Source organism: Cellulomonas chengniuliangii (genome assembly GCF_024508335.1).
Classification (GTDB): Bacteria; Actinomycetota; Actinomycetes; order Actinomycetales; family Cellulomonadaceae; genus Cellulomonas_A; species Cellulomonas_A chengniuliangii.
This window is the reverse complement of record NZ_CP101988.1, coordinates 3,323,080-3,349,583: the sequence shown is the minus strand read 5'-3', so window position 1 is coordinate 3,349,583 and position 26,504 is coordinate 3,323,080. Positions and strand designations below refer to the sequence as shown.

Genomic DNA, 26,504 nt, shown 5'->3' with positions numbered 1-26,504 from the left:
TCCCGCCACTCAGCGGGCGGGCTGGGCCTGAGCGAGGTCGTTCTCCTCTCCTGCGGCGAGGACGGCAGCCGCTCCCAGGTGGTGGGAGCACGTCGGAGCGGCTGAACGGTCCTCGGGTCACACCCGCCTGATGCGGGCGATCTGGGCCTCGAGGGCGGCCTCGTCGGGCACGAACCAGGCGTGCTGCCCCCGGTTCGACTCGGCCACGAACGCCCGCAGCGCCTCGCTCGCGGCCAGGTGCTCGCTGATGTCGCCCACCACCGCGATCTGCAGGTGGTAATTGACGGCCTTCTGCAGGATCTCGCCGGCCATCCCGGACCGCAGCCGGAAGAACTCGGGGTCGAGACGGCTGACAGGCACGGCGACGAGGTCGGCCTGCGCCGCCCACGCGTTGCCGATCAGGTCGGACGTGTCCGCGGACGTGGCGATGACGGGCCCGACCTCGTCGAGGTGCTGCACAACGATGCCGTCGTGGTCGATGATGCGCATCCGCCGACGTTAGCGCGACCCCCGGCGCGGAGGCTGGGCTGACGGTCACGGCGGCCCCATGCTCCTTGAGGCTGCAGTTCTCAGGGTCCGAGCAGCGCGAGCGGAATGACGGCGATGCCGTCCGGCCGGCGGTAGGTGTGTCGTGGGTGTGGCAGACCTCCCGGACCGGCTGTACACACCCACATTCAAGTTCAATTGTGACTGACCTTTGAAGGAGGCGAGCCCATGCGCCTGACGGTTGATGGTGAAGTGTTTGATGTCCAGGAACGTTCCGATGAACCTGGTGCCTACGATCTCATCTGGGAGCATGCGGGCGGGCCGCGGCCTGGGTTCTCGATTGCCCGTAACGATCGAGCGAAACTCGATGAGGCTGTGCTGATACGGGCGATTCGCAACTTCTTGGGCCGCGTCGACCCAGAGACTGGTCGCATCGATTAGCGAATATCGTGCGATGGCTTGCCATGGCCGCGGTGCCCTGATTGCCCGTTGGCGGTTGGGTACTGCGGCCATGGTGAGCCGCTCGGGCTTTCGATTCTCAAGAGCGAGGGTGTAGGGCAGTGCCGAGGGCGATGCGCGTCGGCCTGTGTGCACTGCGGTGCGTTGCGTGCACCAGGAACTCCCGTCCAGCACGTTGTTGACGCTGACGACAACAGCGGAAACTCCTGATCTGAGCCCCGGTATGTGCCGTCGGCGCACGGACCGGCCGACCGAGGAGACTGGGAAACCGGGCAACCGGGCAACGGGACCCCGCCGCCTGACCCGCCTGGTTTGGTTCCGCAGCATGTGTGGCAACGTGGTCACCGTGAGAACGTGAACCCGATGACGCCGCCGTTGCCATCGTTCGGCGGACGCTCACTTGTGCTGATGGGAGCTGCCCGCCGCATCTGAGACCCACTGAACCGGCCTCGCCTCACGCCCTGGGGGAGCGGTCGGTCGTGCTCCTCTCGCTCGTGCATCATGCCCGGTCGCCTGCGGTGCGACCTGCCCACCGTTGCCCAAGTAGACGGCGACCGGAACATCGGTCGGATCGGTCGCAGCCAAGCCGCCTCCGTGTCGGACTCGGTGCTCAGTTAGCGAATGCTCAGCCAGAGCCTCGTTGTTGACCATCCCGATCGGCTTCATCTGGCCATTGCCGACGGGAGCGCTCGCCTGGAAGTGGCCCGAAGGTGACTCGCGATCGATCCGCACCGCCGCTTACCCATGGTCGTGACACCATCTGGAACGCGTCGTCCGTCCCGGCAGCGGGGCACCCTTGCCCCTCTGACCTGGGGTGACTACTCGGAGCGGGTGACGAGAATCGAACTCGCGCTATCAGCTTGGGAAGCTGAAGTTCTACCACTGAACTACACCCGCGCGATCGGCTGACGGTCGACGTCGGCCACGCGCCGACCAATATACCCGCCCGAGCCGCTGGACCGAACCCCCAGGGGTGGATCACGTCCACCGGGGGTCCGGCCAGCAGGGCCGAGGGGGTGTCAGCGCTCGAGCGTGAGGCTGAACGAGCCGGTGCGTGACTCGCCGGGCTCGAGCACGAACACCCCGGTGCCGGGCACGCCGTCCTCGAAGAGCCCGAACCCGTCGTTCGTGTTGGTCACGGGCTCCACGGCGAAGTACGCGCGCCGGCGGGGCACGTACACCACGAGGCTCTCGTAGACGGGGTCCATGTCCAGGCGCACGCCCAGGCCGTGGTCGGGGTACGCGAGACGGGCCGCGGGCTCGCCGTCGCGCTGCGCGGTGAGCACGTCGTCGACGAAGTCGTGCCCGATCACCCGGGCCGCGCGGTAGTCGGCGCGCGCCGGGATGTCGCCCGCGGGCCCGGTGGCCATGCCCTCGGCCAGGGGGAACGCCCGATCGAAGGGGAGCTCGAGCAGCGCGTCGGAGCCGTCGGCGTCCTCGTCCGGGCCTGGCGTCCCGTGCTGCTCGACGGGCCGCAGGCGCCGCTCGAAGTACGGGTGGTGGCCGAACCCGGCCGGGAAGGGCTCGGTGTCGACGTTCTCCACGGTGGTGGTGACGGTCAGCCGGTCGCCGTCCAGCGCGTAGGCGATCGCGGCGCGGAACTGCCAGGGGAAGTTCACGCCCACCAGGCCGCGGCTGTCGAGGGTCAGCTCGACGCGGTCAGACGCCTGCGAGGCGACCTGCCAGGTGTGGTCGCGGGTGGCGCCGTGGATCGCGGTGCCGTCGGCGCCGTTGTGCGCCAGGGTCCACGAGCGGCCGCGGAAGCGGAGCTGGCCGTCGCGGACGCGGTTGGACCACGGGACCATCGGGAAGCTCGAGCACAGCTCGGGGTTGCCGTAGGCGGTCGGGCGGGTGGGGCGCAGCAGGTCGAGCCACTCCCCGTCCACGAGGACGCGGCCGTGGGCCAGGGAGGCTCCGGTGCGGGGCAGCACGCCGAGGCGCCACCCGGACGACTCGAGCTCGATCACCGGGGAGGCGCTCATCCGAGCACCACCTCGACCAGGGAGCCGTCCCGGAGCAGGTCCGTGGGAGCGATGTCCCCGTCCACTGCTGTGCCGTCCACGCTGAGCATTGCCACTCCTCTGTTCACTCCGTCCGGGTTGGCGACCTGAATCGTCACCGATCGACCTCGGAAGTCTCGTCGCACCGTGAACCCGTCCCAGTCGGCGGGGACGCACGGGTCCACCTTGAGCCCCGTGGGAACCGGCCTGACGCCGAGGATCCGCTGCGTCACGGCCACGTACGTCCAGCTCGCGGCGCCCGTCAGCCACGGGTTGCGGGACTGCCCGAACCGCGGGGACGACGGGCCGTGCGTGAACTGCGAGTACACGTAGGGCTCGGTCTGCCGGAGGCCGGCGTCGTCGTTGTGCCGGCCCGGCAGGTAGGCGCGGTAGTACTCGTACGCCCGCTCCCCGTGGCCCAGCATCGCCTCGGCGACGACGGCCCACGCGGTCGCGTGGCAGAAGATGCCGCCGTTCTCCTTGTGCCCGGGCGGGAACACCAGCAACGACAGCCCGACGCCGTCCAGGGGGCGCGTGTGCGGGGGCGCGCACAGCGCGACCCCGTGCTCCGAGGACAGGTGCTCGTGGACGGCGTCCATGGCCTGCCGGGCGCGCCCCGGGCTCGCCGCCCCGGAGATCACCGCCCACACGTTCGGCTCCAGGTAGATGCGGCCCTCGTCGGCGTCCGCGGAGCCGAGCGGGACCCCGACGGCGGAGATGCCCCGCACGTACCACTCGCCGTCCCACGCGCCCTCGATGGCCTCGAGCAGCAGAGACAGCTGCTCGACGCACCACGCCGCCACGGAGCCGTCGCCGATCAGCGCCGCGAGCTCGCTGACCGCGCGCAGCCCGTTGGCCAGCAGGAACGTGGAGAACATCGACTCGCCCTCGACGCCGAACTGCAGGCAGTCGTTCCAGTCGGCCGCCAGGCCCTGGACCAGCCCGTGCGCGCCACGGTGCTCGAGCGAGAAGCGCAGCGCCTGCACCAGGTGGCCCAGCACGGTGTCCTCGCCCGCGTCGGCGTAGGGCAGCGTGGTCGACAGGTAGTCGAGGTCGCCCGTCTCGTTGACCAGGGCGGTGACCGACATCGGCAGCCAGAGCGCGTCGTCGCTGCGGTACTGCTCGAGCTGCGGGGCCTGCTCCTTGCCCGGAGTGTGGGTCAGCGGGTGGACCAGCGGCAGCGCGCCGCCCTCGGCGGTCTGCCCGGTGAGCAGCAGGTTCAGGCGCTCCTGGGCGGCGTCGGGGATGGAGTGCACGATCGCCAAGATGTCCTGGGCGGTGTCCCTGAAGCCGAGGCCGTCACGGTCGCCCGCCTCGATCAGCGAGACCCCGCGGGACCAGTTGAACGTCATGTGCGTCTGGTAGGCGTGCCACACGTTGACCATCGAGTCGAGCTGCGGGTCGGGGGTGGTGACGTGCAGCGGCGCGAGCCGGGCCGCCCACTCCTCGCGCAGCGCGTCGACCTCGGCGGCGATGCGCTCGGGCGTCGCGTGCGCGGCGACGAGCTCGCGGCCGGGAGGCAGCACGGCGTCCCCGTCGTCCCAGGGCTCGTCGGGGGAGCCGACGCCCAGGGTGAAGACGATCTGCCGGGTCTCGCCGGGCGCCAGCTCGAGGCGCGTGTGCAGGGACGCGCACGCGTTGTCACCCCACGTCTCGCTGCCCGAGCACTCGCCCTTCTCGACGGCCAACGGGGCCGCGGTGGTGCGGTAGGCGCCCAGGAACGCGTCGCGGTCGGTGTCGAACGAGACGACCTCGGCGCCGCTGAGCGCGAACCAGCACTCGCTCGTCGCGGCCCGCGTGCGGTTGACCCGGTGGATGAACCCGTCGCGGTAGTCGGCCCGGACCACGTACTGGCTGTACTGGAGGTTCTCCAGGTCCTGGCGGAAGCCCCAGTCGTTCGCCAGCTCGGCGTAGGAGAACGCCGAGATCACGCGCGGCTCGGCGCCGGTGTTGGTGATCCGCAGCGACCAGTGCTCGAAGGCCTGGTCGCGGGGGACGAACATCGTCATCTCGGTGTCGATGCCCGCGTAGGAGGACTCGAGCACCGAGTACCCGAGCCCGTGGCGGACGGTCGCCCGGTACGCGCCTGGGCCGTCGAGCGGCTTGCCGACGGGCTGCCACGACGCGGACCAGAAGTCGCCCGTCACATCGTCGCGCAGGTAGACGTACCGGCCGCTCTCGTCCTGCGGCACCCCGTTGAACCGCATCCGCAGCAGGCGCCCCGTGCCACCCGACCGGTAGAAGCTGTACCCGCCGGCGTTCTGCGTGACGATGCCGCCGTACCGCCGGGAGCCCAGGTAGTTGCTCCACGCGCGCGGGGTGTCGGGTCGGGTGATGACGTACTCGCGCGCGTCGTCGTCGAAATGGCCGTAGCGCATCGTCGCTGTGCCCTTCGGTGCTCGGGTCGGCCCGACCGTCAGTGGATGTCCCGCCGCAGGGGGTCGGTGGGCGGGGACCCCTCACGCTCGTTGGACGCCGTGGGCCGGGCGTCTGAGCAGCAGCTCAGCACACCCGGCCCACGGCGGGATACGGCAGGTCAGAGGGTGGCGCGCACCTTGACCGTGGAGCCGGCGGGGGCGTACGGCACGACGTTGCCGTCGACCGCCACACCGTCCACCTCGAGGGCCGCACGGGCCCCCGGGGCGCCGGAGTTCGTCACCGTGATCTCGTACACGGCGCCCCGCGCGCGGCGGGTCACGGTGTACTCGGGGACGTCCGGGCCGATCTGCGGGTCGACGACCAGGCCGTCGTAGCCCGGGCGCACACCCAGCAGGTACTGCGAGACGGCCACGAAGTTCCACGCGGCGGTGCCGGTGAGCCACGAGTTCTTGGCCTCACCGTGCCGCACGGCCTCCTTGCCAGCGATCATCTGCGCGTACACGTACGGCTCGAGCTTGTGCACGTCGGAGATGTCCTCGCGGTACGCCGGCGTGATGCGCTTGTAGTAGTCGAACGCCTGCGCGCCACGACCCACCACGGTCTCGCCGATGATGACCCACGGGTTGTTGTGGCAGAAGATGCCGCCGTTCTCCTTGTAGCCCGGGGGATACGTGGAGACCTCGCCGAGCTCGATCTGGTAGCTCGTGTAGGCCGGGTACTGGAGCACCATGCCGTGGTCGGTGGCGAGCATCTCGTTGACCGAGTCGAGCGCCTTGATCGCGGGGCTGGCCTTGGCCTCGGGCGTGGTCGGGTCGGCGCCCTCGACGCCGATGCCGGCCATGACCGCGAAGCCCTGCGGCTCGATCCAGATCTTGCCCTCGGGCTTCTCGTCCGTGCCGATCTTGTTGCCGTAGAAGTCGTACGCCCGCAGGAACCAGTCGCCGTCCCAGCCGTGCGACAGCACCGCGGCGCGCATGTCCTCGACCGCGGCGCGCGCCTCGGCGGCGACGTCGGCCAGGCCACGGCGCTCGGCCAGCTCGGCGTACTCGGCGCCGTAGAGGACGAACTGCGCGGCGATGAACACGGACTCCGCGACCCCGCCGGCCTGGTTCTCGGTCGTCTGGAACGACTCGCCCGGCTCGTTGGAGAAGCAGTTGAGGTTGAGGCAGTCGTTCCAGTCGGCACGGCCGATCAGCGGCAGGCCGTGCGGGCCGCGGTTGTCGATTGTGTAGCGGAACGAGCGCGTGAGGTGCTCGAACAGCGACTCGGCGAGCGACTCGTCGTTGTCGAACGGCACCTGCTCGTCGAGGATCGAGAAGTCGCCCGACTCCTTGATGTACGCGGCCACGCCGGCGATGAGCCACAGCGGGTCGTCGTTGAAGCCCGACCCGATGTCGTTGTTCCCACGCTTCGTCAGCGGCTGGTACTGGTGGTACGCCGAGCCGTCCGGGAACTGCGTGGCGGCGATGTCGAGGATCCGCTCGCGGGCGCGCTCGGGGATGAGGTGCACGAAGCCGAGCAGGTCCTGGTTGGAGTCGCGGAAGCCCATCCCGCGCCCGATGCCCGTCTCGAAGTACGAGGCCGAGCGGGACATGTTGAACGTGACCATGCACTGGTACTGGTTCCACACGTTGACCATGCGGTCGAGCTTCTCGTCGGTGCTGGACACCGAGTAGCCGGAGAGCAGCTCGGTCCAGTGGGCCTTGAGCGCCTCGAACGCGGCGTCGGTCTGCTCGGTCGTCGCGAAGCGGGCCAGGAGCTCGTGGGCGCGCGTCTTGTTGATGACCTGCTTGTCGGCGATGCCCGCGGCGTCGTCGGCCGGGGCCCACTTCTCGTCCTGCGGGTTCTCGATGTAGCCGAGCACGAAGGTGTGGCTCGCGGACTCGCCCGGGGCCAGCGTGATGTCGAGCGAGTGGGAGCCGATCGGGTACCAGCCGGAGGCGACCGAGCCGGCCGACTTCCCGGCGAGCGGCACCGCGGCGTCGCCCAGGCCGTTGTAGGCGCCCACGAACGTGTCGCGGTCGGTGTCGAAGCCGCTGGCCTGGGCGTTCACGCCGTAGACGGCGTAGTGGTCGCGGCGCTCGCGGTACTCGGTCTTGTGGTAGATCGCCGAGCCGGACGGCCCGTCCATCTCGACCTCGACCTCGCCGATCGACAGGTTGCGCTGGTAGTTCGTCTGGTCGTCCTGGGCGTTCCACAGGCAGAACTCGACGAACGAGAACAGCGTGAAGCTCTTGGCCGCGGCGGAGGTGTTGGTCACCGTGACCTTCTGCACCTCGGCGTTCTCACCGAGCGGCACGAAGAACAGCGACTCGACCCGCAGGCCGCCCCGCTCGCCCGTGATGGTCGAGTAACCCAGGCCGTGGCGGGCCTCGAAGTGCTCGAGCTCGGCCTTGACCGGCATCCAGGACGGGGTCCAGACGTCGCCGCCGTCGTTGATGTAGAAGTACCGGCCGCCCTCATCCGTGGGGATGTTGTTGTAGCGGTATCGCGTCAGGCGGCGCATCTTGGCGTCGCGGTAGAACGAGTACCCGCCCGACTGGTGCGACAGGAGCGAGAAGAACTGCTCTGAGCCCAGGTAGTTGATCCAGGGGTAGGGCGTGTGAGGCGTCGTGATGACGTACTCGCGGGCTGCGTCGTCGAAGTGGCCGTACCGCATTCGTTGTGCCTCTCGCGTGCTCGGAGGTGCCGCGCGTCCATGGGGGTGCTCCCGCGGCTGTGCGGGAAGTGGCCGACGCGGCGCTGGGTGGGCGCGAGAGCGCTCCCACGCGATCTCACGGGCACGAGCATAGACCCTCGCCCCCCCTCTGGGAACGGTGGGGCACGGGTGACCGTTACGGTGGGCACGTGCTTCTCTCCGACCGCGACATCACCGCCGAGCTCGAGTCCGGCAGGGTCCAGCTCGATCCCTACGACGCGACCATGCTCCAGCCGTCGAGCATCGACGTCCGGCTCGATCGGTTCTTCCGGCTGTTCGACAACCACAAGTACCCGGTGATCGACCCCGCGGCCGAGCAGCCGGACCTCACCCGGCTGGTGGAGGTCCAGGGAGACGAGCCCTTCGTGCTGCACCCCGGGGAGTTCGTCCTGGGCTCCACGTACGAGGCGGTGTCCCTGCCGGACGACATCGCGGCGCGTCTGGAGGGCAAGTCGTCGCTGGGGCGCCTGGGCCTCCTCACGCACTCCACGGCGGGCTTCATCGACCCCGGGTTCTCCGGGCACGTCACGCTCGAGCTGTCGAACGTCGCGACGCTGCCGATCCTGCTGTGGCCCGGGATGAAGATCGGCCAGATGTGCTTCTTCCGGCTGTCCTCGGCCTCCGAGCACCCCTACGGGTCGAGCGAGTACGGCTCGCGCTACCAGGGCCAGCGCGGTCCCACAGCGTCGCGCTCGTGGCAGAGCTTCCACCGCACGGAGGTCTAGGACCGTGGTCTGGCCCCCTGTGCTGCCCCGGATCCCGCTCGACGACCTGGGCCTGCGCACGCGTCACCTCCTCGCGCTCCCCGCGGGCATCGGGGCCGACGAGGTCGAGGTGCTCGCCATCAGCCGGTTCCCGTCCGCCCGCTGGGAGCGGCTGCCCGGAGCCGAGCCGGATCGGGCGGCCGGGCGTGGTCGTTCCTCGGCGCCCGTCGAGCCGGGGGTGCTGCGCGTCTCGCGGCTCTCCACCCTGACAGGCCCCTACGCCGTGGACCAGGCCGAGGCCGTGAGCCTGGGGCTCCCCGCCCAGACCGCCGTCGTGTATGACGCGGCCTGCCCTCGTGAGCGCGGCGCCAAGCCGTACCCGGGCGGCGACCGCGACGGCCTCAAGCGGGCCTTCCCCGACGCGATGCCCATCCGCGAGGAGGAGCGCGTGCTGCTGTGGCTGGTCGCGGCGGCGCGCCGGCTGGGCGGCGCCGTGCGCACCGGCGAGCACGGCGTGGTGCTCCACCCCGACGTCGACGGGACCATCGACCTCACGCTCTACAGCAGCCGCTGGCTCGAGCCCGACGAGGCCCTGGCCGTGGTGCAGCGGGCGGTTCCGCGCGCCCGCCTCGCGATGGACGGGACGCCCTGGGCAGGACCGGCCACCGACGCGGGGCGCCGGGCGCTCGCCGGGATCATGGGCACGGGCCTGCCCGAGCGCGGCGGCTCAGGGCTGAGCGCGGCGCTGGCGCAGCATGGCGTCCAGGATGAGCGGGAGCGCGAGCGGCTCGTCGCCGAGGCCCTTGCCTACGACGCGGCGATGCTCGCGGACCCGCCGCCGCGCGAGGGGTTCGGCGCGATCGTGGACCTCGGGGTCGACGGGCTCGTCGCGCTCGAGGTCGGCGCCGAGGAGATCCTGCCCCCGCTGCTCCGCGACCTGCCGTGGACCAGGGCCGGCGCCGTCGCGTACCGGGTGCGCTGGGAGCCGTCCGACGTCGACGAGCTCGAGCTCGAGCGGCCCTCATTCGCGCACAAGGTCGCCCGCGGCCGCGCCATCCCTCCCATGCAGGCCATCGTGCGGGAGCTGCACGCCGCGGTCGGCGGCGAGATCGCCGACGCCGCGGAGTTCCTCGTGGCGCCCGAGGACCTCTAGGCCCGTCGCACGCCGCGGCGGGTCATGGCACGGCAGGCTCCGGCTCGGGCGCAGGTGCTGGCTCCGGTTCGGGAGCGGGCGCAGGCGCGGGCTGAGGCGCTGGGGCCCCGGCCGCTGATGGCGGCGTGCACGTGGGCGGGGCCGAGCCAGCCCTCGACGCCGCGTCCTCCCGGGCGCTGACCTTCGACTCCCGGGCGCTCACCGCCGCCTCCCGTGCCGCGAGGTTCGCGGCGGCACGCTCCACCTCGGCGGCGCGGGCCTCGAGAGCCGCCTTCTCCGCAGCGCTGCCGCCGGTCGCCTTCGACGTGCCGGTCGCCGCGTCAGCGCGGGACACCTGCCCCTCCTTGGCGCTGACAGCCTTCTCCCGGTCCTTGATCGTCGACTCCCTGGCGGCCAGGGCCTTCTCCCGCTTCTCGGCCTCCTGCCGGTTCGCCGCCAGCGCCGACTCGCCCGCCGTCAGCGCGGCCTCCCGCTCGGCGAGGGCGCCGTCGCGCGCCGCGTCCTGGGCCTGGATCCCCTCGAACTCGACGACCTTGGCCTGCAGGCCCTGCGCCGTCTGCTGCGACGACTCCAGGTCCTCGCGGAGCGACTCCACCGTGCCCGTCGCCTCGTCCCGCTGGTCCGCGAGCTGCTGGACGTGGTCCGCCAGCGCCCGGTACACCGGGGTGCGGGTGACCCGCAGCGTCGCCAGCGACAACCCCGCCAGCAGGCCCACCGCCAGGCCAGCCGCCAGACAGGCGATCAGGATCGGCCGGTCGTACAGGGCGCGTCTGCGGGGTGTGCTCCCAGCCGGCCTCACCGCCGCCCCCGGGCCCCAGTCCTCCGCGCGATCGTCGTCCGCCATGGCTGCCCCCAGCCGATCGGGTCCGCTTCCACGGTACGTCGAGCAGTGGCCCGCCCGCTCATCGCCCGCCGCCCTCTCCGCACGGGTGGCGGCCTCTCCGCCGAGGGTCATTCGCAGCCGACGCCGTCCCGGTCGCGATCGAGATGGGGGCCGTAGCCGGGCTCCCCGACGTAGACCGGAGCCGCGCCCGCGGCTCGCGCGGCCGCGCAGTTCTCGTAGTACGCGTCGACATCGGGCGCGGGTGCGGGCGCGGGAGGAGGTGGTGGAGGTGGCGGTGCCGCCGGTGCGGGCGCAGGCGTGGGCGCGGGTTCTGATGTCGGCGCCGGCTCCGGAGGTGCTGCGGGCGTCGGCGTTGCGCCGCGGATCTTCTCCTCGGCCTCGGACACGGCCTTCGTCCGTTCCTCGAGCTCGGTCCTGGCGGCGGCGAGCTCCTTGGTGCGGTCGTCGTGCTCGCGCTGCGCCGCTGCGAGCTCGTCCTCGCGGGCCTGGAGCTCGGCGCTCGCCGCGTCCAGCTCCTTCGTCCGGTCATCCTGCGCCTGCTGGCTTGCCGCCATGTCGTCGTCCCGCCCCTTCAGGGCGACGGCGAGCTCGTCGAGCCGGTCCTCCTCCTGGGAGACCGCAGCCTCACGTTCCTCGAGGTCGTCGAGCGCGTTCTTGGCTGCGGCCGTGGCGGCGAGGAGGTCCTCAGCGCACTGCTCCGCCTCGTCGACCGCCCGGTCACGCTGCCGCTCCACGTCGTCTGGGTCCGGGTCGGATGGGTCCGGCGCGGGGGAGCTGCCCTCCGCCTGTTGAGGCGGGGAGGTCGTGTTCGGCACGGTGCCAGCGGCCGCTCCGAGCCCGAAGAACACGAAGGCCATGACCGCGAAGGCGACCGCGGCGACCGGCCAGAAGTACCAGGGCCGCCGTCGTCTGCGAGGGCCCTTGTCATCCCCCGGCGTGCCGCGGTGTGTGGCGTCGTCCGACATGACTGCCCCCCGGCCTGTCGCGTCTCCTCGATAACGCTAGGTCGCTGGAGGAGGCGGCGGAAGGCTCGCGTCCACGCTTCAGACGCGCGAGTACCGCCTAGCGGTCCCCACCGAGACGCCGGACGCGGTCGCCATCCCGCGAGGCCGGGCGCGACGGGGTCAGTCGCGGGCGCGGACGCGGTCGAGCAGGAGCTGGGCGATGTCGACGACCTCGGGGACGCCCACCGGCGGGGTGGAGACGCCACCGGCGGCGGCGGGCTGCGCGGCGACCCCGTCGGAGAGCATGACCGTGCAGAACGGGCAGGCGGTGGCCACGACGTCGGCGCCCGTCGCGACGGCCTCGGCCGCCCGGTTGGTGCTGATGCGCGTGCCGATCGACTCCTCCATCCACATGCGGGCGCCACCGGCTCCGCAGCAGAAGGAGTTCTCGCGGTTGCGGGGCATCTCGGCGAGCTCGACGCCGGGCAGCGCGCCCAGCAGCTCGCGTGGGGGCGCGTACACCTGGTTGTGCCGGCCCAGGTAGCAGGGGTCGTGGTAGGTGACGCGCTGCCCGTCGGCGGGGGTCCCGGGCTGGGGGTCGGTGGGGGTCAGGCGGCCCTCGGCGACGAGCCGGTTGAGCAGCTCGCTGTGGTGCACCACGTCGTACCGCCCGCCCAGCTGCGGGTACTCACGGCTGATGGTGTTGAAGCAGTGCGCGCACGTGACGACGATGGCCTGCGCGCCGACCTCGTTGAGCGTCTCGACGTTCGCGGTCGCGAGCATCTGGAACAGCACCTCGTTGCCGGCGCGGCGGGCCGGGTCGCCCGTGCAGGACTCGCCGTCGCCCAGCACCGCGAACGAGACACCGGCCGTGTGCAGCAGCTCCGCGACGGCGCGGGTGGTGCGCTTGGCGCGGTCCTCGTAGGCGCCCGCGCAGCCCACCCAGAACAGGTAGTCGACGTCCGCGGCGGAGTCGACGTCGGCGCCGACCACGGGCACGTCGAAGGGCAGCCCCTTGGCCCAGTCGAGCCGGGCGCGCGCCGGCAGCCCCCAGGGGTTGCCCTGCCGCTCGAGCTTCGTGAACGTGCCCCCGAGCTCCTTGGGGAACGCCGACTCCATGAGCACCTGGTAGCGGCGCACGTCCACGATCGCGTCGACGTGCTCGATGTCCACGGGGCACTGCTGCACGCAGGCGCCGCACGTGGTGCAGGCCCACAGCGCGTCCGGGTCGAGCACGCCCGCGCCGATCAGGTCGAGGCCGGCGTGCGACTCGTCGGCCGTGGCCCCGGAACCGTCCGCCCCGGCGGACCGAGCCGCCTGGAGGTACGGCGCCGTGGCGGCCGCGTGGTCGCGCAGGGCCAACGTCACGAGCTTGGGGGACAGCGGCTTGCCCGTCGCCCAGGCAGGGCACTGGTCCTGGCAGCGGCCGCACTCGGTGCAGCTCGCGAAGTCGAGCAGGCCCTTCCACGTGAAGTCCTCGATGGCGCCGACGCCCAGCCGCGCGTCGTCGGGCAGGTCCTCGATGGTGGCCATGTCGAGCGCCGCCCCGCCCACCTGGATGGGCTGCAGAGGGCCGAGGGACACGCCGCCCTGCGGGTAGCGGCGGGCGTAGATGTTCACGACCGCGAGGAACCGGTGCCAAGCCACGCCCATCGTGGGCTGCAGGCCCACCACCACGAACCACGACATCGACACGAGGATCTTCACGGTCGCGGCGACCACCACGGCCGCCTCGAGGGCGCCGGTGGACAGGCCCTCCAGGGGGGCGCCGTACCAGGCCGTCAGCGGGAAGTGCCACGCCCCCGCCAGGTGCGCGGTCGTCGCGTCCTGGGCGAGCAGCGCGTGCTCGAGCCCGCGGAGCACGAGGACGGCCAGCACCACCAGCAGCACGGTCGCCTCGACGAAGTACGCCTGGGCCTCGTTGGACCCGAAGAACCGCGACCGCCGCTGCTCGCTGGCCGGGTCGCTGGGTCGCGGGCGGCGCCGCTGGCGGATGCCGATGAGCGCCACGATGCCGACCAGCGACGCCCACGCGATGGCCTCGGTGATCCACTCCCACAGCGGGAGGTGGCCGATCAGCGGGAGCGCGAAACGCTGGTCCACGATCTGCGCGTATCCCGTCACCAGGGTGAAGAACAGCACCGGGAAGGAGAGCATCACCGCCCAGTGCGCGGCCCGCACCACAGGGCGGCCCTGGAAGCGGTCGTGGCTCAGCGCCTCGTCGAGGACGATGCGCAGGCGGGGCCCCACCGGACGCCACCGGCCGCGCTCCGACGTCCCCGTCCGGACCGTGCGGACGATGGCGACAGCGCCTCTCACGAACACCGCCGTGCCGACCAAGGTGGCGAGGACCACGACGACGAGGCAGACGATCTCCAGGGCGGTCACCAGGTCACGCTAGCGGGTCCCGCTGGGGGTGGGTGGAGGACCTTCGCACGCGGTCAGCCAGCCGTCACGGCTGATCAGGCGACCGAGGCATACATTCGCGCTTGGTAGGCTGCGTGCCAATCCAGTCACGCATCGTGGTCGGCCCACTGTGGTCGTCACGCGTGCTCGAAGCTGCCCGCACCAGTCAAAAACACACGTACTTCCCCTGCCCCCAGGGGTCTGACCGACCACCCGCCCACCACAGGACGGAGCGGACGTGCTGACACTGCTCGCCGTGCATCTCGTCGCAGCCTTGGCTGCGCCTGCGCTGGTGTCGTGGCTGGGGCGCAAAGCGTTCTGGGTCCTCGCGCTGGCCCCTGCGTCGGTGGCGGTGTGGGCCCTCGCCCTCAGCGGTGACGTCATGGCCGGGAACGGCCCGGTCGAGGTGGTCCAGTGGATCCCCGGCCTGGGCCTCGAGCTCGCGTTCCGATTGGACACCCTGTCCTGGCTGATGTGCCTGCTGGTGGGCGGCATCGGCGCGCTGGTGCTCATCTACTGCTCGGCGTACTTCTCCGCCAGCGCCCGAGGGCTGGGCCGTTTCTCGGCGACGCTCACGGCGTTCGCCGGCGCCATGTTCGGCCTGGTCGTCTCGGACGACATGCTGCTGTTGTACGTGTTCTGGGAGCTGACGACGGTGCTGTCGTACCTGCTCATCGGCCACTACAACGAGCGCAAGGCCAGCCGTCGCGCGGCGATGCAGGCCATCGTCATCACCACGGCCGGCGGCCTGGTGATGCTCATCGGCATCATCCTGCTCGGCTCGGCCGCGGGCACGTACCGGATCTCCGAGGTGATCGCCGACCCGCCGCACGGCACGGCGATCACGATCGCCGTCGCGTGCCTGCTCGTGGGCGCCGTGAGCAAGTCCGCGCTGATCCCCTTCCACTTCTGGCTGCCGGCGGCGATGGCGGCGCCGACGCCGGTGAGCGCGTACCTGCACGCCGCCGCGATGGTGAAGGCCGGGGTGTACCTGGTCGCCCGGTTCGCGCCCGCGTACTCCGAGCTGGCCGTCTGGCAGGCCATGGTCGTGGTGCTCGGCTGCGGCACGCTGCTGCTCGGCGGCTACCGCGCACTCCGCCAGCAGGACCTCAAGCTCATCCTCGCCTTCGGCACCGTCAGCCAGTTGGGCCTGATCATCCTGCTGGTGGGCATGGGCACCCGCGCCACGGCGCTGGCCGGGCTCGCGATGCTCGGCGCGCACGCCATGTTCAAAGCGTCGCTGTTCCTGGTGGTCGGCGTTGTCGACGCCGCCACCGGCACCCGTGACCTCCGCCGCCTGTCGGGGGTCGGAAGGGCGCTGCCCGTCACCGCGACGGCTGCCGGGCTCGCCACCGCGTCGATGATCGGGTTGCCGCCGCTGGCCGGCTACGTGGCCAAGGAGGCCGCGCTCGAGTCGTTGGCCCACCTGGACCAGGGCTGGATGGGCGGTGTCGTCCTCGCGGCCGTGGTGGTGGGCTCGATGCTGACCGTCGCCTACGGCCTGCGCCTGTGGTGGGGCGCGTTCGCCACCAAGCCCGTCATCCACGCGCTGCCCACCGACGCCTCGGCCGGCGCCACGCCCGCCGAGCTGGAGCGGCCCGCCGCCCCCGCGACCATCACCAAGCCGGCGCCGCTGCTCGTGATGCCCGCGCTCGTGCTGGCGGTGCTGGGGCTCGCCGTGGCGCTGCTGCCGACGTTCGGCGAGGACCTGCTGCAGCCCTACGCCGACACCTACCCCCTGGGCGAGCCCGGGCACCTGGCGCTGTGGGCGGGACTGACCCCGACGCTGGGCCTGACCGTGCTGGTCGTGGGCATCGGCGTCCTGCTCTTCGTGGGCCGTCGCCCGGTGGAGCGGCTGCAGGCGGCCCTGTCGGCCGGCCCGGAGGCCGACCGCGTCTACCGGCGGTTCATGCGCAAGCTCGACGAGGTCGCGGCGGACGTCACGGCGCTCACGCAGCGCGGTTCCCTGCCCGTGTACCTGGGCTGGATCCTCGGCGTGTTCGTGCTGGCGGTCGGCGGCGCGCTGCTGACCTCAACCGCGCTCCCCGACGACGTCAAGGCGTGGGACACCCCCGCGCAGGCGGCGCTCGGCCTCCTCGTCATCGTCTCCGCGATCCTGGCCGCGCGGGCCCGCCGGCGCCTGAAGGCCGTGATCCTGGTCGGCGTGGGCGGGTACGGCGTGGCCGGGCTGTTCCTGCTGCACGGCGCCCCGGACCTGGCGCTGACCCAGGTGCTCACCGAGACGGTCACGCTGACGGTGTTCGTCTTGGTGCTGCGCCGCCTCCCCCCGTACTTCTCCAACCGGCCCCTCGCGGCGTCGCGCTGGCTGCGCCTCGGCATCGGGATCGCGGTCGGGCTGACCGTCGCGGGCCTGGCCCTCGTGGTGCCCGGCGCCCGCATGCACGCGCCCGTCTCGGAGAGCTTCGCCGTCGAGGCCGTGGAGTTCGGCGGCGGCAAGAACATCGTCAACGTGACCCTCGTGGACATCCGCGCCTGGGACACCATGGGCGAGATCTCGGTGCTGCTCGTGGCAGCCACCGGCGTCGCGTCGCTGGTCTTCCTGAGGCGCCGTGGAGGGGCCATCTTCCGCACCGACGACGCCGCGGAGAGCCGCCAGGTGTGGGGCGGCGGCAGCGACCCGATGGCCGCGCTGCGCCAGCCCACCGCGGCCCAGCGCCCGGGCGGCGGCGGAACCGGCAGCCAGTCCGGCACTGGATCGCGCTCGCGTGAGTGGCTGCGCGCCGGGAGCACACTCGCCCCGCAGCGCCGGTCGGTGATCTTCGAGGTCACCGTGCGGCTGCTGTTCCACTCGATGATCGTCTACTCGGTGTTCCTGCTGTTCTCCGGGCACAACTCGCCAGGCGGCGGGTTCGCGGCCGGCCTCATCACCGGTATCGCGCTCGTGGTGCGGTACCTCGCGGGTGGCAGGTACGAGCTGGGCGAGGCCGCCCCGGTGCAGCCCGGCCTCCTGCTCGGCAGCGGCCTGTTCCTGTCCGCCGGCGTCGGCATCGTCGCGCTGCTCGCGGGCGGCTCGGTGCTGCAGTCCTGGATGCTCGACTTCCACCTGCCGCTGGTCGGGGACGTGCACCTGGTGACGTCGCTGTTCTTCGACGTGGGCGTGTACCTCGTGGTGATCGGCCTGGTGCTCGACATCCTGCGCAGCCTCGGCGCGGAGATCGACCAGCAGGCCGAGCAAGGCGACGGGCCGGACTCCTACGACGTGTCGGCGGTGATCGCGCAGGGCTCGCGTGGCGCCGGCGAGAGCGGAGGCGCCCGATGATCGACATGAGCCCCAACATCGTGCTGGTCGTGGTGATCGGCGTGCTGTTCACCGTCGGCGTCTACCTGCTGCTCGAGCGCAGCCTGTCCCGCGTGCTGATCGGCGTGATCCTGATCGGCAACGGCGCGAACCTGCTGTTCCTGATCTCGGGGGGCGCCGCCGGCAAGCCGCCGATCGTGGGAGACGCGCCGGTCTCCGAGATGAGCGACCCGTTGCCGCAGGCCATGGTGCTGACGGCCATCGTCATCACGCTCGGCATGACGGCCTTCCTCATGGCCATGGCGTACCGCTCGTGGCAGCTGCACCGCCACGACGAGGTGCAGGACGACGTCGAGGACCGCCGTATCGCGCGGCTCGCCGCCATCGACGAGCACGCCTTCACCGACCGCGACACCGAGGACGCCGGCGAGACGCTGGACGACGAGGCCGCGGAGACCCGAGACGAGACGGACGAGGTGCTCCGAGGCGCGGAGGCCACAGCCTCCGAGGACGCGGGGCCGGCAGACGCCGACGGCGACGCCGGATCCGCCAACCCCGAGGAGCGCCCGTGATGAACGACCCGACGTGGCTGGTGCCGCTGCCCGTCGTGGTGCCGCTGTTCGGCGCCGGGCTGGCCTTGGCGCTCTACCGCAAGCCGCGAGCGCAGCGCCTGATCAGCGTCATCGCGCTGAGCCTGGTGCTGGCCGCCTCCGCGACACTGCTGGTGCTCGCCGACGGCGGGCCGCTGGTGGTCGACGTGGGCGGCTGGGCGGCGCCGGTGGGCATCGACCTGGTCGCGGACCGCCTCTCGGCTCTGATGCTCACCATCTCCAGCGCGGTCACCCTGGCGGTGCTGCTGTACTCGCTCGCCGAGGGTGACGCGGACGGTGACGAGGCAGCCCCGGTCTCGATCTACCACCCGACGTACCTGGTGCTGACGGCGGGGGTCGCGAACGCGTTCCTGTCCGGCGACCTGTTCAACATCTACGTCGGCTTCGAGATCCTGCTCGCGGCGTCCTACGTGCTGCTGACGCTGGGCGGCACCGGGGAGCGGATCCGGGCGGGCAGCATCTACGTGGTCGTGGCGCTGCTGTCCTCGGCGCTGTTCCTCATCTCCATCGCGATGATCTACGCGGCGACGGGCACCGTGAACCTGGCCCAGCTCGCCGTGCGGCTGCCGGAGATCGACCCGGGCGTGCGGCTGGTGCTGCAGATCATGCTGCTCGTCGCGTTCGGCATCAAAGCGGCCATCTTCCCGCTCTCCGCCTGGCTGCCCGACTCCTACCCGACGGCGCCCGCGCCGGTCACGGCGGTGTTCGCGGGCCTGCTGACCAAGGTCGGCGTCTACGCGATCATCCGTACCCAGACGTTGCTGTTCCCCGAGGGCCGGCTCGACGACGTGCTGATGTGGGCCGCGCTGGCGACGATGATCATCGGCATCCTGGGCGCCGTGGCGCAGGACGACATCAAACGTCTGCTCTCGTTCACCCTGGTCAGCCACATCGGCTACATGATCTTCGGCATCGCCCTGTCCACCACCATGGGCTGGACGGCGTCCATCTACTACGTCGCCCACCACATCACGGTGCAGACGGCGCTGTTCCTGGTGGTCGGGCTCATCGAACGCCGCGGCGGCACCACGAGCCTCGACCGGCTCGGCGGCCTCGCCAAGCTGGCGCCGGTGCTCGCCATCCTGTTCTTCATCCCGGCGATGAACCTGTCGGGCATCCCGCCGCTGTCCGGGTTCCTCGGCAAGGTCGGCCTGCTGCAGGCCGGCGTCGAGCTTGGCACCCCGCTGGCGTACACGCTCGTGGTCGGTGGCGTGGTGACGTCGCTGCTGACGCTGTACGCGCTGGTGAAGGCCTGGAACAAGGCGTTCTGGCAGACGCCGCCGGCCGAGCTGCCCGACACCCGGCTGCCGGGCGGGATGATCGGCCCCACCGCCGCGCTCGTCGGCCTCGGCCTGGCGCTGACCTTCGCGGGCGGCCCGCTGTACGCCTACACCGAGCGTGCCGCCGACGCCCTCAAGGAGCGGTCGCCGTACATCGACGCCGTCCTGCCGGACGGTGTGCGCGGCGCGGGCGAGTCGGCGGACGTGGTGTCCGACGAGGCCGTCATCGAGCTCGAGACCCCGGCGCCGGAGGTGACCCCGTGAGCCCGTCGCGCCGCCGGTCTGTGATCCGGCAGTGGCCCACCGTCGTGTGGCTGGCGTTCGTCTGGATGATGCTGTGGGGCTCCCTCAGCGTCGCGAACCTGATCGTCGGGCTCCTGATCGGCGTGCTGGTCACCGGCGGCCTGCGGATGACGCCGATCGTGTTCCACGGCCGCGTGCGCCCGCTGGGGCTGATGCGCCTGGTCGGGCGGTTCGCCTTCGACCTGGTGCGCGCGTCGTTCGAGGTGAGCCTGCTGGCGCTTCGCCCCGGGCATGTCCCGCACGGCGCGGTCATCGGCGTGCAGCTGCGCAGCCACTCCGACCTGTACCTGACGCTCACCTCCGAGCTGTCGTCGCTGGTGCCTGGCTCCCTCGTGGTCGAGGCGCACCGGCTGACCGGCAAGCTGTACCTGCACGTGCTGGACGTCGAGCAGTCGGGCGGTGTGGAGAAGGCCCGGCAGACGGTCCTGGCCCAGGAGGAGCGGGTGCTGCGCGCGTTCGCCTCCGACGAGGAGCTGCGCCAGGCGGGGCTTCCGCTGCGCCCGGCTCGCGGGCGTCGTGGGGAAGGGGTGAACGCGTGAGCGACTGGGTGGTGATCGTGTGCAGCGCGCTGCTGGCGGTCGGCTGCGCCATGGCCGTGGTGCGCGTCGAGAAGGGCCCGTCGATGCTCGACAGGACCGTCGCGCTGGACATCGTCGTCGCGACGATGATCTCCGCGGGCGCCCTGTACGCGGCCGTCGAGCGTCGTGCGGACATCGTGCCGATCCTGGTGGCGCTCGCGCTGGTCGGGTTCGTGGCCTCCGTGACCATCGCGCGGTTCGCCTCGGTGGAGCCGGAGGGCGAGGGGCGCGTGCGCACCCGCGAGGAGATCGCGGCTGAAGAGGCCGAGCGGCTTCGCCGGGAGAGCGCCGCGGGTCCCAGCGCCGACCCCTCGGGCGACCAGTACGGCGGTGAGCTGCGATGAGCATCGACTGGATGGCTGTGGCGGACGTCGTCGCGTCCGCGTGCATGATCGGCGGGGCGTTCTTGGCCTTCGCCGCGGGCGTGGGCGTGCTGCGCTTCCCCGACCTGCTGTCGCGGATGCACGCCGGCACCAAGCCGCAGGTGCTCGGCCTGGTGCTGGTGCTCATCGGCCTCGCGCTGCGGCTCGGGCCCGGGCCCGAGGTGGGCGCGCTCGTCCTGGTGGTGCTGTTCCAGATGATCACCGCGCCCGTCGCCGCCCACATGGTGGGGCGCGCGGGCTACCGCACCGGCAAGGTGCGCAAGGACCTGCTCGTGGTGGACGAGCTCACGCTCGACCAGGCGCGCGCGGACAGCGCCGAGCCGCAGAACGTCGCGCCGCCGGTGCCGGACAACGACCAGCGGCCCGAGCCGGGAGCCCGCCCGGACGCCAGCCGCCGGAACGACCCGGACACCGACGGGAAGCCCGGCTTCGACTGACGTCCCGGCGCCCGGCGCCCTGCTCCCGCCGCGGTCAGCGGGTGAGGCGGTTGCGGTTCACCCGCGACGCGAAGGACTTCGTCCCGCGGGTGGCGAGCACCCGGGACGCGGCGACCAGGGCGCCGCTGAGGGCTGCGGCCGCGACGAGCTCGCTCAGGCCAGCGTCGCCGTCGTCGTCCGGCTTCGGCGCCTTGTGCCCGCTGGCGGCCTTCCACGCGGCGTCGATCGCCTTGTGGGCGACCCAGGCGGCAGCCAGGGCGACGGCCGCGCCGGCGACCTTGGCGAGCATCGAGTTCTTCTGCTCGTCGTTCACTGATCCTCCTCAGGGGTGGGGAAACGGGGGCGAGGCTGCTGCTCACCGTACGCGCGGTGTAGTCTCGCCGCTGAACGACAGGGGAGCGCCACAGCCCCTCCGGCGACGTGCCGAGGGGTCCAGGGCGCTGAGAGTGCGGGCCATCCGCAGACCCTCGAACCTGATCCGGGTCACACCGGCGTAGGGAGTCGGGCTTCTCAGTCCCGTCGTCGTCGGCCACGGCGGATGCCGCGGGACCGGTGGCGGCGGCGACCCCCTCCTGCATCTGGGAGGACGCCATGCCACGCACCACCATGCCCCACCGATCCGCGGGAGCGCGCCGGGCCTCACCGACCCCGGCCGCACGAGCACGTCGGGCGGGCGCCGTCGCGGCCGTCGCGGCGCTCGCGCTGAGCGCCTGCTCGGCTATCGACGCCTCGGACGACCCGTCCAGCCCGTCGGACACGGTCACCCTCGTCACCCACGACTCGTTCGCTGTGGGCGACGGCCTGATCGAGTCCTTCGAGCGGGAGTCCGGCCTGCGCGTCGAGATCGTCACGCCCGGTGACGGCGGGTCGCTGGTCAACCAGCTCGTGCTGACCAAGGACGCGCCGCTCGGCGACGCCGTCTTCGGGATCGACAACTCCTTCGCCTCGCGGGCCATCGACGCGGGTGTGCTGGACCCCTACACGTCGCAGGCCCCCGCGGCCGCGGACGCGGAGCAGTACGCCCCGGACGACTCCGGCTCGCTCACCGCGATCGACGTGGGCGACGTGTGCGTGAACGTCGACGACGCGTGGTTCGCCGAGCGCGGGCTCGCGGCGCCGGCCACGCTCGAGGACCTGGCCCGGCCGGAGTACCGGGATCAGCTCGTCGTGACGAACGCCGCGACGTCCTCCCCAGGGCTGTCGTTCCTGCTGGCCACGGTGGGCGCCTTCGGCGAGGACGGCTGGCAGGAGTACTGGCAGCGGCTGCAGGCGAACGGCGTCAAGGTGGTCGAGAGCTGGTCCGACGCGTACGACGTCGACTTCTCGGGCGGCAGCGGCCAGGGCCAGCGGCCCCTCGTGCTCTCGTACGCGTCGTCCCCGCCGTTCACCGTGCCCGAGGGCGGTTCGGAGCCGACCACGTCGGCGCTGCTCGACACCTGCTTCCGGCAGGTCGAGTACGCCGGGGTGCTGGCGAACGCGCAGAACCCGGACGGCGCCCGGCAGCTCGTCGATTTCCTGCTCTCGGACGAGGTGCAGGCCGGCATCCCCGGCTCCATGTACATGTACCCGGTGAGCGGCGACGTCGAACTGCCCGCCGAGTGGGCCCGGTGGGCGCCGCTCGCGGACGCCCCCTTCGCGGTGGCCCCCGCGGCCATCGAGCAGCACCGCGACGAGTGGATCAGGGCATGGACGGACATCGTCACGGGCTGACCACGCTCGACGCGCCCCGGCCGTCCGCGCCCGCCTCGTCCGGCCGCCCCCCGCGTGCGGGGCGCGGTCGGTCGGGCGTGGGCGGGGCCTTGTGGTGGGCGCTCGCCGCGGCCGTCCCGCTGGCCTTCCTGGGCGTCTTCTTCGCCTGGCCCGTCGCCACGCTCGTGGCCCGGGGGTTCACCACCGACGGCGCGCTGGACCTGTCCGCGTTCACCGAGGTCTTCGCGCGGCAGCGGACCTGGCGGATCATCGGGCTCACGCTGGCGCAGGCCGGCATCGCCACGGTGATCGCGGTGGCGCTCGGGGTGCCGGGCGCCTACGTGCTGCACCGTCGCCGGTTCCCGGGGCGCGCCGCCGTGCGGGCCTTCGTCACGGTCCCCTTCGTGCTGCCCACGGTGGTGGTCGGCGTCGCGTTCCGCTCGCTGCTCGCCACCGGCGGCCCGCTGGACTTCCTGGGGCTGGACGGGACGTTCGCGGCCATCGTCGCGGCGCTGGTGTTCTTCAACTACGCGCTCGTGGTGCGCACCGTGGGCGGCCTGTGGGAGCACCTGGACCCGCGCACCGAGCAGGCGGCACGGGCCCTCGGAGCCTCGCCGTTGCGGGCCTTCGGCTCGGTGACCCTGCCCGCACTGGCCCCGGCGATCGCCTCGGCGGCGTCGCTGGTGTTCCTGTTCTCGGCGACCGCGTTCGGGACGGTGCTGGTGCTGGGCGGGATGCGGTACGGCACCATCGAGACCGAGATCTGGATCCAGACCACCCAGTTCCTGGACCTGCGCGCGGCGTCCGTGCTGTCCGTGGTGCAGCTCGTGATCGTCGCGGCGGCGCTCGCCGTCGCCGCGCGCGCCCGCCGCACCCGGGAGCGCGCCCTGTCACTCGCGGCGCCCGCGGGAGGCGAGCGCCCCCTGCGGCTGCGCAACGGGTCCGACGCCGTGGCGGCCGGTGTGACGGCGCTGGTGGTCGTGCTGATCGCGCTGCCCCTGGCCAGCCTCGTGGTGCGCTCGCTGCGCACGCCCACGGGGTGGGGGCTGGGCAACTACGCGGCCCTGGGGACCACAGGCGGCGGCAACGCGCTCACGGTGACGGTGTGGGAGGCCGCGGCGAACTCGCTGCGCATCGCGTTCGACGCGACGGTCATCGCGGTGGTGGTCGGGGGGCTCGTGGCGCTCGTCGTCTCCCGCCGCCCTCGCCGCCGCTCGGCCCGCCGCGCGGTCTCCCTGCTCGACGCGGTGTTCATGCTCCCGCTGGGTGTCTCGGCCGTGACCGTCGGGTTCGGCTTCCTGCTCACCCTGGACAACCCCTTCGGGCTCGACCTCGACCTGCGCCGCAGCGCGCTGCTGGTGCCGATCGCCCAGGCGGTCGTCGCCGTGCCGCTGGTGGTGCGGACCGTGCTGCCGGTGCTGCGCGCGATCGACCCCCGGCTGCGCGAGGCCGCCGCCGCGCTGGGCGCGGGGCCGGGCCGGGTGCTCGCCTCCGTCGACGTGGCGATGGCGGTCCGGGCGCTGGGGCTCGCCGTCGGGCTCGCGTTCGCCGTGTCCCTCGGCGAGTTCGGCGCCACGTCCTTCCTCGCCCGCCCCGACCGGCCCACGCTGCCGGTCGTCATCTTCAAGCTCATCGGCCGGCCCGGCGCGGAGAACCACGGCATGGCGTTGGCCGCGTCGGTGCTGCTCGCCCTGGTCACCGCCGGGATCATCTCCGTCGCCGAGCGCCTGCGCGGCCCAGCAGGAGGGGAGCTCTGATGGACGGGCTCACGATCGACGCCATGAGCGTCCGGTACGACGACGCCCGCAAGGGCCGCGACCAGGGACCGCCCGCGGTCGACGGGCTCAGCCTCGAGGTGCGGCGGGGCGAGGTCGTGGCGCTGCTCGGACCCTCGGGCTGCGGCAAGTCGAGCGTGCTCCGCGCCATCGCGGGCCTCGAGCCGCTCGCCGGGGGCGCCGTCGCCTGGGACGGGCAGGACCTCGCCGGGGTCCCGGTGCACCGTCGCGGGTTCGGCCTGATGTTCCAGGACGGCCAGCTGTTCCCTCACCGGGACGTCGCGGGCAACGTCGAGTTCGGGCTGCGCATGGCGCGGCTCCCCCGAGCGGAGCGGCGCGCCCGGGTGGCCGGCCTGCTCGACCTCGTGGGGCTGGCCGGGTACGGCGCGCGCTCGGTGGCGACGCTGTCGGGCGGGGAGCGGCAGCGGGTCGCGCTGGCCCGGTCGTTGGCGCCGCAGCCGCGCCTGCTGCTGCTCGACGAGCCGCTGTCGGCCCTCGACCGGGCGCTGCGAGAGCGCCTCGCCGACGATCTGCGGGCCGCCCTCGTCGCCACCGGCACCACGGCGCTGTTCGTCACGCACGACCACGACGAGGCTGCCACGGTGGGCGATCGGGTCGCGGTGATGAGCGCGGGGCGCCTGCTGCAGGCGGCAACCCCCGCCGACCTGTGGCGGCGGCCGGCGACCCGCGAGGTCGCCGAGTTCCTCGGGTACGAGGCGTTCGTCCCCCTCGACTCGCCGCTGGGCGCGCGGGTGCGCGCGTCCCTCGGCGGGGACATCCCGGCGGGGGCGCGGCTCGCGGCTCTCGCGGAGGGCGCGCTCGTGGTGCTCCCGGGCGATTCCCTCGCCGAGGCCGGGGCGCTGGCCCGTGGCGTCGTGCTCTCGTCGGCGTTCCGGCGTGGGCGCACCGAGCTCGGGGTGCGCGTCGAGGGCATCGGGCGGGTGACCGCTGCGGCACGCCCGGGGGTCTCGGCCGCGCCGGGAGACGACGTGGCGCTGGGGGTAGACCCGCAGGCTGTGGCCCTGCTCTGACCTTCAGGTGTGACGCATCGGGCATTGGCCCGGGGGGCCGCGAAGCCGTGCGCGGTCTACGGTCGGAGGAGGACCGGGGAGGGCCTGTCCCCGGCGAGACGCAGGTTGGGGTGACGCGGCATGGCTGGCGGACTCGAGCACCGCGAGGTGGTGGGGCTGGACATTGACGCGGCCCCGGACGTGGTCTGGGACCATCTGCGGGACCCGGCTCTGGTCCGGCGCTGGTTCGGATGGGACCGCGAGGGCATCGACGGCGAGATCCGCGAGATGTTCGGCGTGCGCCCCGTGGCCTCCGAGACGTCCTCGGTGGGCGGCGCGCCGGTGCGCGCCCTGGCGTGGCCGCGCGGGGACCGCGTGCAGGTGACGCCTGTCGCGGGGGAGTCGCACCATCGCTCCCACCTGTCGGTGCAGCGCACCGCGCATGACGGCATCACGACGTTCGACGGCGTGCACGACCCGCGCGACGAGGCGTGGATCGCGGGCGCCCACCAGTTGAAGTTCGCCCTCGAGCAGTTCCCGGGCGAAGAGCGCCGCACCGTCGTCATGCGCGACGTGGACGCGGGGCCGCTGCGCGACCGACTGCTGGACCGCCTCGGCCTCCACGGCCTGCGCGGCGTCCCGGTGGGCGGCCACGTCGAGGCGGAGCTGCCGGACGGGTCGATGATCGGCGGGCAGATCCTCTACAAGTCCCAGCACCAGGTGGGCCTGCGCCTGTACGCGGAGCGCCCCGCGCTGCTGGTGCTCATGGAGACGCCGGCGGGCAGCCGGCCCCCGCACGGCCTGCTGACCGCGGTGCTCTCGCTGTACGGCGTCGACGACGAGGCTGTCGCGAGGGTGCTCGCCCGCTGGGAGACGTGGTGGAGCGGCGCCGCGACGTCGTCGACCGCGAGCCCTCGCCGCACCCGGGTGAGCTGACGGGCTCGTGTCGGCGCCCCCGGGGTGCGGGGCTGACGGTGGTGGAGTCAACTTGAGTGGTGGGGGCGCTTCCGTCCTCGCACATTGAGCCGACCAGACTCAACATTGGGCCTCGGAACTTGCGTGGCGCGCCTCGGGCGCGCAAACTTGAGCGCAGCAGACTCAAGCGA

The 26,504-nt window shown here is 72.5% G+C and carries 21 protein-coding genes, 1 tRNA gene and 1 riboswitch; of the genes, 13 read left to right on the top strand and 9 right to left on the bottom strand.

Translation table 11 applies throughout. From position 1 onward, the window contains the following. Positions 1–117: 117 nt before the first annotated feature. Positions 118–489, bottom strand: a complete 372-nt coding sequence (locus NP064_RS15535; RefSeq protein WP_227569944.1) for a DUF4180 domain-containing protein — start codon at positions 487–489, stop codon at positions 118–120. Positions 490–714: 225 nt separating this feature from the next. Here NP064_RS15535 and NP064_RS15530 point away from each other — a divergent pair, with 225 nt between their 5' ends. Continuing rightward, positions 715–927 carry a hypothetical protein gene (locus NP064_RS15530; RefSeq protein ID WP_227569945.1) on the top strand — a complete coding sequence of 71 codons (213 nt, stop codon included), beginning with the start codon at positions 715–717 and terminating at the stop codon, positions 925–927. An 844-nt stretch (positions 928–1,771) separates the two neighbouring features. On the opposite strand, the gene NP064_RS15525 is transcribed toward NP064_RS15530, so the two are convergent. The 4 genes from NP064_RS15525 to NP064_RS15510 all read right to left on the bottom strand — a co-directional run bounded on the left by NP064_RS15525 (position 1,772) and on the right by NP064_RS15510 (position 7,983). Next, positions 1,772–1,842, bottom strand: a tRNA-Gly gene (locus tag NP064_RS15525). A gap of 122 nt (positions 1,843–1,964) precedes the next feature. Further along, positions 1,965–2,927, bottom strand: coding sequence for an aldose epimerase family protein (locus NP064_RS15520; protein WP_227569946.1), 963 nt, complete (start codon positions 2,925–2,927; stop codon positions 1,965–1,967). Next, positions 2,924–5,323, bottom strand: a complete 2,400-nt coding sequence (locus NP064_RS15515) for a glycoside hydrolase family 94 protein (RefSeq protein WP_227569947.1) — start codon at positions 5,321–5,323, stop codon at positions 2,924–2,926. The genes NP064_RS15520 and NP064_RS15515 overlap by 4 nt, the downstream gene beginning before the upstream one ends. A gap of 158 nt (positions 5,324–5,481) precedes the next feature. Then, positions 5,482–7,983 carry a glycoside hydrolase family 94 protein gene (locus NP064_RS15510; protein WP_227569961.1) on the bottom strand — a complete coding sequence of 834 codons (2,502 nt, stop codon included), beginning with the start codon at positions 7,981–7,983 and terminating at the stop codon, positions 5,482–5,484. Positions 7,984–8,171: 188 nt separating this feature from the next. Here NP064_RS15510 and dcd point away from each other — a divergent pair, with 188 nt between their 5' ends. Continuing rightward, positions 8,172–8,747 (top strand): dCTP deaminase, encoded by a 576-nt coding sequence (dcd, locus tag NP064_RS15505; protein WP_227569962.1) that lies wholly within the window; start codon positions 8,172–8,174, stop codon positions 8,745–8,747. 4 nt (positions 8,748–8,751) lie between these two features. After that, entirely contained in the window at positions 8,752–9,879 is a 1,128-nt protein-coding gene (locus NP064_RS15500) for a hypothetical protein (RefSeq protein WP_227569963.1), read from the top strand. Between the two features lie 22 nt (positions 9,880–9,901). Here NP064_RS15500 and NP064_RS15495 read toward each other — a convergent pair whose 3' ends face one another. The 3 genes from NP064_RS15495 to NP064_RS15485 all read right to left on the bottom strand — a co-directional run bounded on the left by NP064_RS15495 (position 9,902) and on the right by NP064_RS15485 (position 14,055). Then, the gene (locus tag NP064_RS15495; protein ID WP_227569964.1) at positions 9,902–10,723 is read right to left on the bottom strand and encodes a hypothetical protein; all 822 of its coding nucleotides are present in this window, start codon (positions 10,721–10,723) and stop codon (positions 9,902–9,904) included. 107 nt (positions 10,724–10,830) lie between these two features. Beyond that, complete coding sequence (locus tag NP064_RS16680) at positions 10,831–11,688, bottom strand: excalibur calcium-binding domain-containing protein (RefSeq protein ID WP_284439675.1); 858 nt, start codon at positions 11,686–11,688, stop codon at positions 10,831–10,833. A 159-nt stretch (positions 11,689–11,847) separates the two neighbouring features. After that, a complete protein-coding gene (locus tag NP064_RS15485) occupies positions 11,848–14,055 on the bottom strand; it encodes a (Fe-S)-binding protein (protein WP_227569965.1) in 2,208 nt (735 codons plus the stop codon). Between the two features lie 256 nt (positions 14,056–14,311). Here NP064_RS15485 and NP064_RS15480 point away from each other — a divergent pair, with 256 nt between their 5' ends. The 6 genes from NP064_RS15480 to mnhG are packed head-to-tail and all read left to right on the top strand — an operon-like array spanning position 14,312 to position 20,924. After that, positions 14,312–17,353 carry a Na+/H+ antiporter subunit A gene (locus NP064_RS15480; protein WP_227569966.1) on the top strand — a complete coding sequence of 1,014 codons (3,042 nt, stop codon included), beginning with the start codon at positions 14,312–14,314 and terminating at the stop codon, positions 17,351–17,353. After that, a complete protein-coding gene (locus NP064_RS15475) occupies positions 17,350–17,904 on the top strand; it encodes a Na(+)/H(+) antiporter subunit C (protein WP_227569967.1) in 555 nt (184 codons plus the stop codon). Before NP064_RS15480 ends, NP064_RS15475 begins: the two co-directional genes overlap by 4 nt. Further along, positions 17,904–19,487, top strand: coding sequence for a Na+/H+ antiporter subunit D (locus NP064_RS15470; RefSeq protein WP_227569968.1), 1,584 nt, complete (start codon positions 17,904–17,906; stop codon positions 19,485–19,487). Before NP064_RS15475 ends, NP064_RS15470 begins: the two co-directional genes overlap by 1 nt. After that, entirely contained in the window at positions 19,484–20,065 is a 582-nt protein-coding gene (locus NP064_RS15465) for a Na+/H+ antiporter subunit E (protein ID WP_227569969.1), read from the top strand. Before NP064_RS15470 ends, NP064_RS15465 begins: the two co-directional genes overlap by 4 nt. Then, positions 20,062–20,448 carry an MrpF/PhaF family protein gene (locus tag NP064_RS15460; protein ID WP_227569970.1) on the top strand — a complete coding sequence of 129 codons (387 nt, stop codon included), beginning with the start codon at positions 20,062–20,064 and terminating at the stop codon, positions 20,446–20,448. The genes NP064_RS15465 and NP064_RS15460 overlap by 4 nt, the downstream gene beginning before the upstream one ends. Beyond that, a complete protein-coding gene (gene mnhG, locus NP064_RS15455) occupies positions 20,445–20,924 on the top strand; it encodes a monovalent cation/H(+) antiporter subunit G (RefSeq protein WP_227569971.1) in 480 nt (159 codons plus the stop codon). Before NP064_RS15460 ends, mnhG begins: the two co-directional genes overlap by 4 nt. Positions 20,925–20,958: 34 nt before the next feature. Here mnhG and NP064_RS15450 read toward each other — a convergent pair whose 3' ends face one another. Continuing rightward, complete coding sequence (locus NP064_RS15450; protein WP_227569972.1) at positions 20,959–21,237, bottom strand: DUF4235 domain-containing protein; 279 nt, start codon at positions 21,235–21,237, stop codon at positions 20,959–20,961. Between the two features lie 69 nt (positions 21,238–21,306). After that, positions 21,307–21,441: riboswitch (TPP riboswitch) on the top strand. 74 nt (positions 21,442–21,515) lie between these two features. Here NP064_RS15450 and NP064_RS15445 point away from each other — a divergent pair. The 4 genes from NP064_RS15445 (at position 21,516) to NP064_RS15430 (ending at position 26,334) form a co-directional block, all read left to right on the top strand. After that, positions 21,516–22,634, top strand: coding sequence for a thiamine ABC transporter substrate-binding protein (locus NP064_RS15445; RefSeq protein WP_227569973.1), 1,119 nt, complete (start codon positions 21,516–21,518; stop codon positions 22,632–22,634). Then, positions 22,610–24,370, top strand: a complete 1,761-nt coding sequence (locus tag NP064_RS15440) for an ABC transporter permease (protein ID WP_227569974.1) — start codon at positions 22,610–22,612, stop codon at positions 24,368–24,370. Before NP064_RS15445 ends, NP064_RS15440 begins: the two co-directional genes overlap by 25 nt. Continuing rightward, positions 24,370–25,419 carry an ABC transporter ATP-binding protein gene (locus NP064_RS15435; protein ID WP_227569975.1) on the top strand — a complete coding sequence of 350 codons (1,050 nt, stop codon included), beginning with the start codon at positions 24,370–24,372 and terminating at the stop codon, positions 25,417–25,419. Before NP064_RS15440 ends, NP064_RS15435 begins: the two co-directional genes overlap by 1 nt. A gap of 120 nt (positions 25,420–25,539) precedes the next feature. Next, entirely contained in the window at positions 25,540–26,334 is a 795-nt protein-coding gene (locus tag NP064_RS15430; RefSeq protein ID WP_227569976.1) for a hypothetical protein, read from the top strand. Positions 26,335–26,504: the final 170 nt, after the last annotated feature.

Coding starts and splice junctions, on each gene's coding strand:
- NP064_RS15535 (WP_227569944.1), bottom strand. CDS start 489: ATGCGCATCATCGACCACGACGGCATCGTTGTGCAGCACCTCGACGAG.
- NP064_RS15530 (WP_227569945.1), top strand. CDS start 715: ATGCGCCTGACGGTTGATGGTGAAGTGTTTGATGTCCAGGAACGTTCC.
- NP064_RS15520 (WP_227569946.1), bottom strand. CDS start 2,927: ATGAGCGCCTCCCCGGTGATCGAGCTCGAGTCGTCCGGGTGGCGCCTC.
- NP064_RS15515 (WP_227569947.1), bottom strand. CDS start 5,323: ATGCGCTACGGCCATTTCGACGACGACGCGCGCGAGTACGTCATCACC.
- NP064_RS15510 (WP_227569961.1), bottom strand. CDS start 7,983: ATGCGGTACGGCCACTTCGACGACGCAGCCCGCGAGTACGTCATCACG.
- NP064_RS15495 (WP_227569964.1), bottom strand. CDS start 10,723: ATGGCGGACGACGATCGCGCGGAGGACTGGGGCCCGGGGGCGGCGGTG.
- NP064_RS16680 (WP_284439675.1), bottom strand. CDS start 11,688: ATGTCGGACGACGCCACACACCGCGGCACGCCGGGGGATGACAAGGGC.
- NP064_RS15475 (WP_227569967.1), top strand. CDS start 17,350: ATGATCGACATGAGCCCCAACATCGTGCTGGTCGTGGTGATCGGCGTG.
- NP064_RS15470 (WP_227569968.1), top strand. CDS start 17,904: ATGAACGACCCGACGTGGCTGGTGCCGCTGCCCGTCGTGGTGCCGCTG.
- mnhG (WP_227569971.1), top strand. CDS start 20,445: ATGAGCATCGACTGGATGGCTGTGGCGGACGTCGTCGCGTCCGCGTGC.
- NP064_RS15445 (WP_227569973.1), top strand. CDS start 21,516: ATGCCACGCACCACCATGCCCCACCGATCCGCGGGAGCGCGCCGGGCC.
- NP064_RS15440 (WP_227569974.1), top strand. CDS start 22,610: ATGGACGGACATCGTCACGGGCTGACCACGCTCGACGCGCCCCGGCCG.
- NP064_RS15435 (WP_227569975.1), top strand. CDS start 24,370: ATGGACGGGCTCACGATCGACGCCATGAGCGTCCGGTACGACGACGCC.
- NP064_RS15430 (WP_227569976.1), top strand. CDS start 25,540: ATGGCTGGCGGACTCGAGCACCGCGAGGTGGTGGGGCTGGACATTGAC.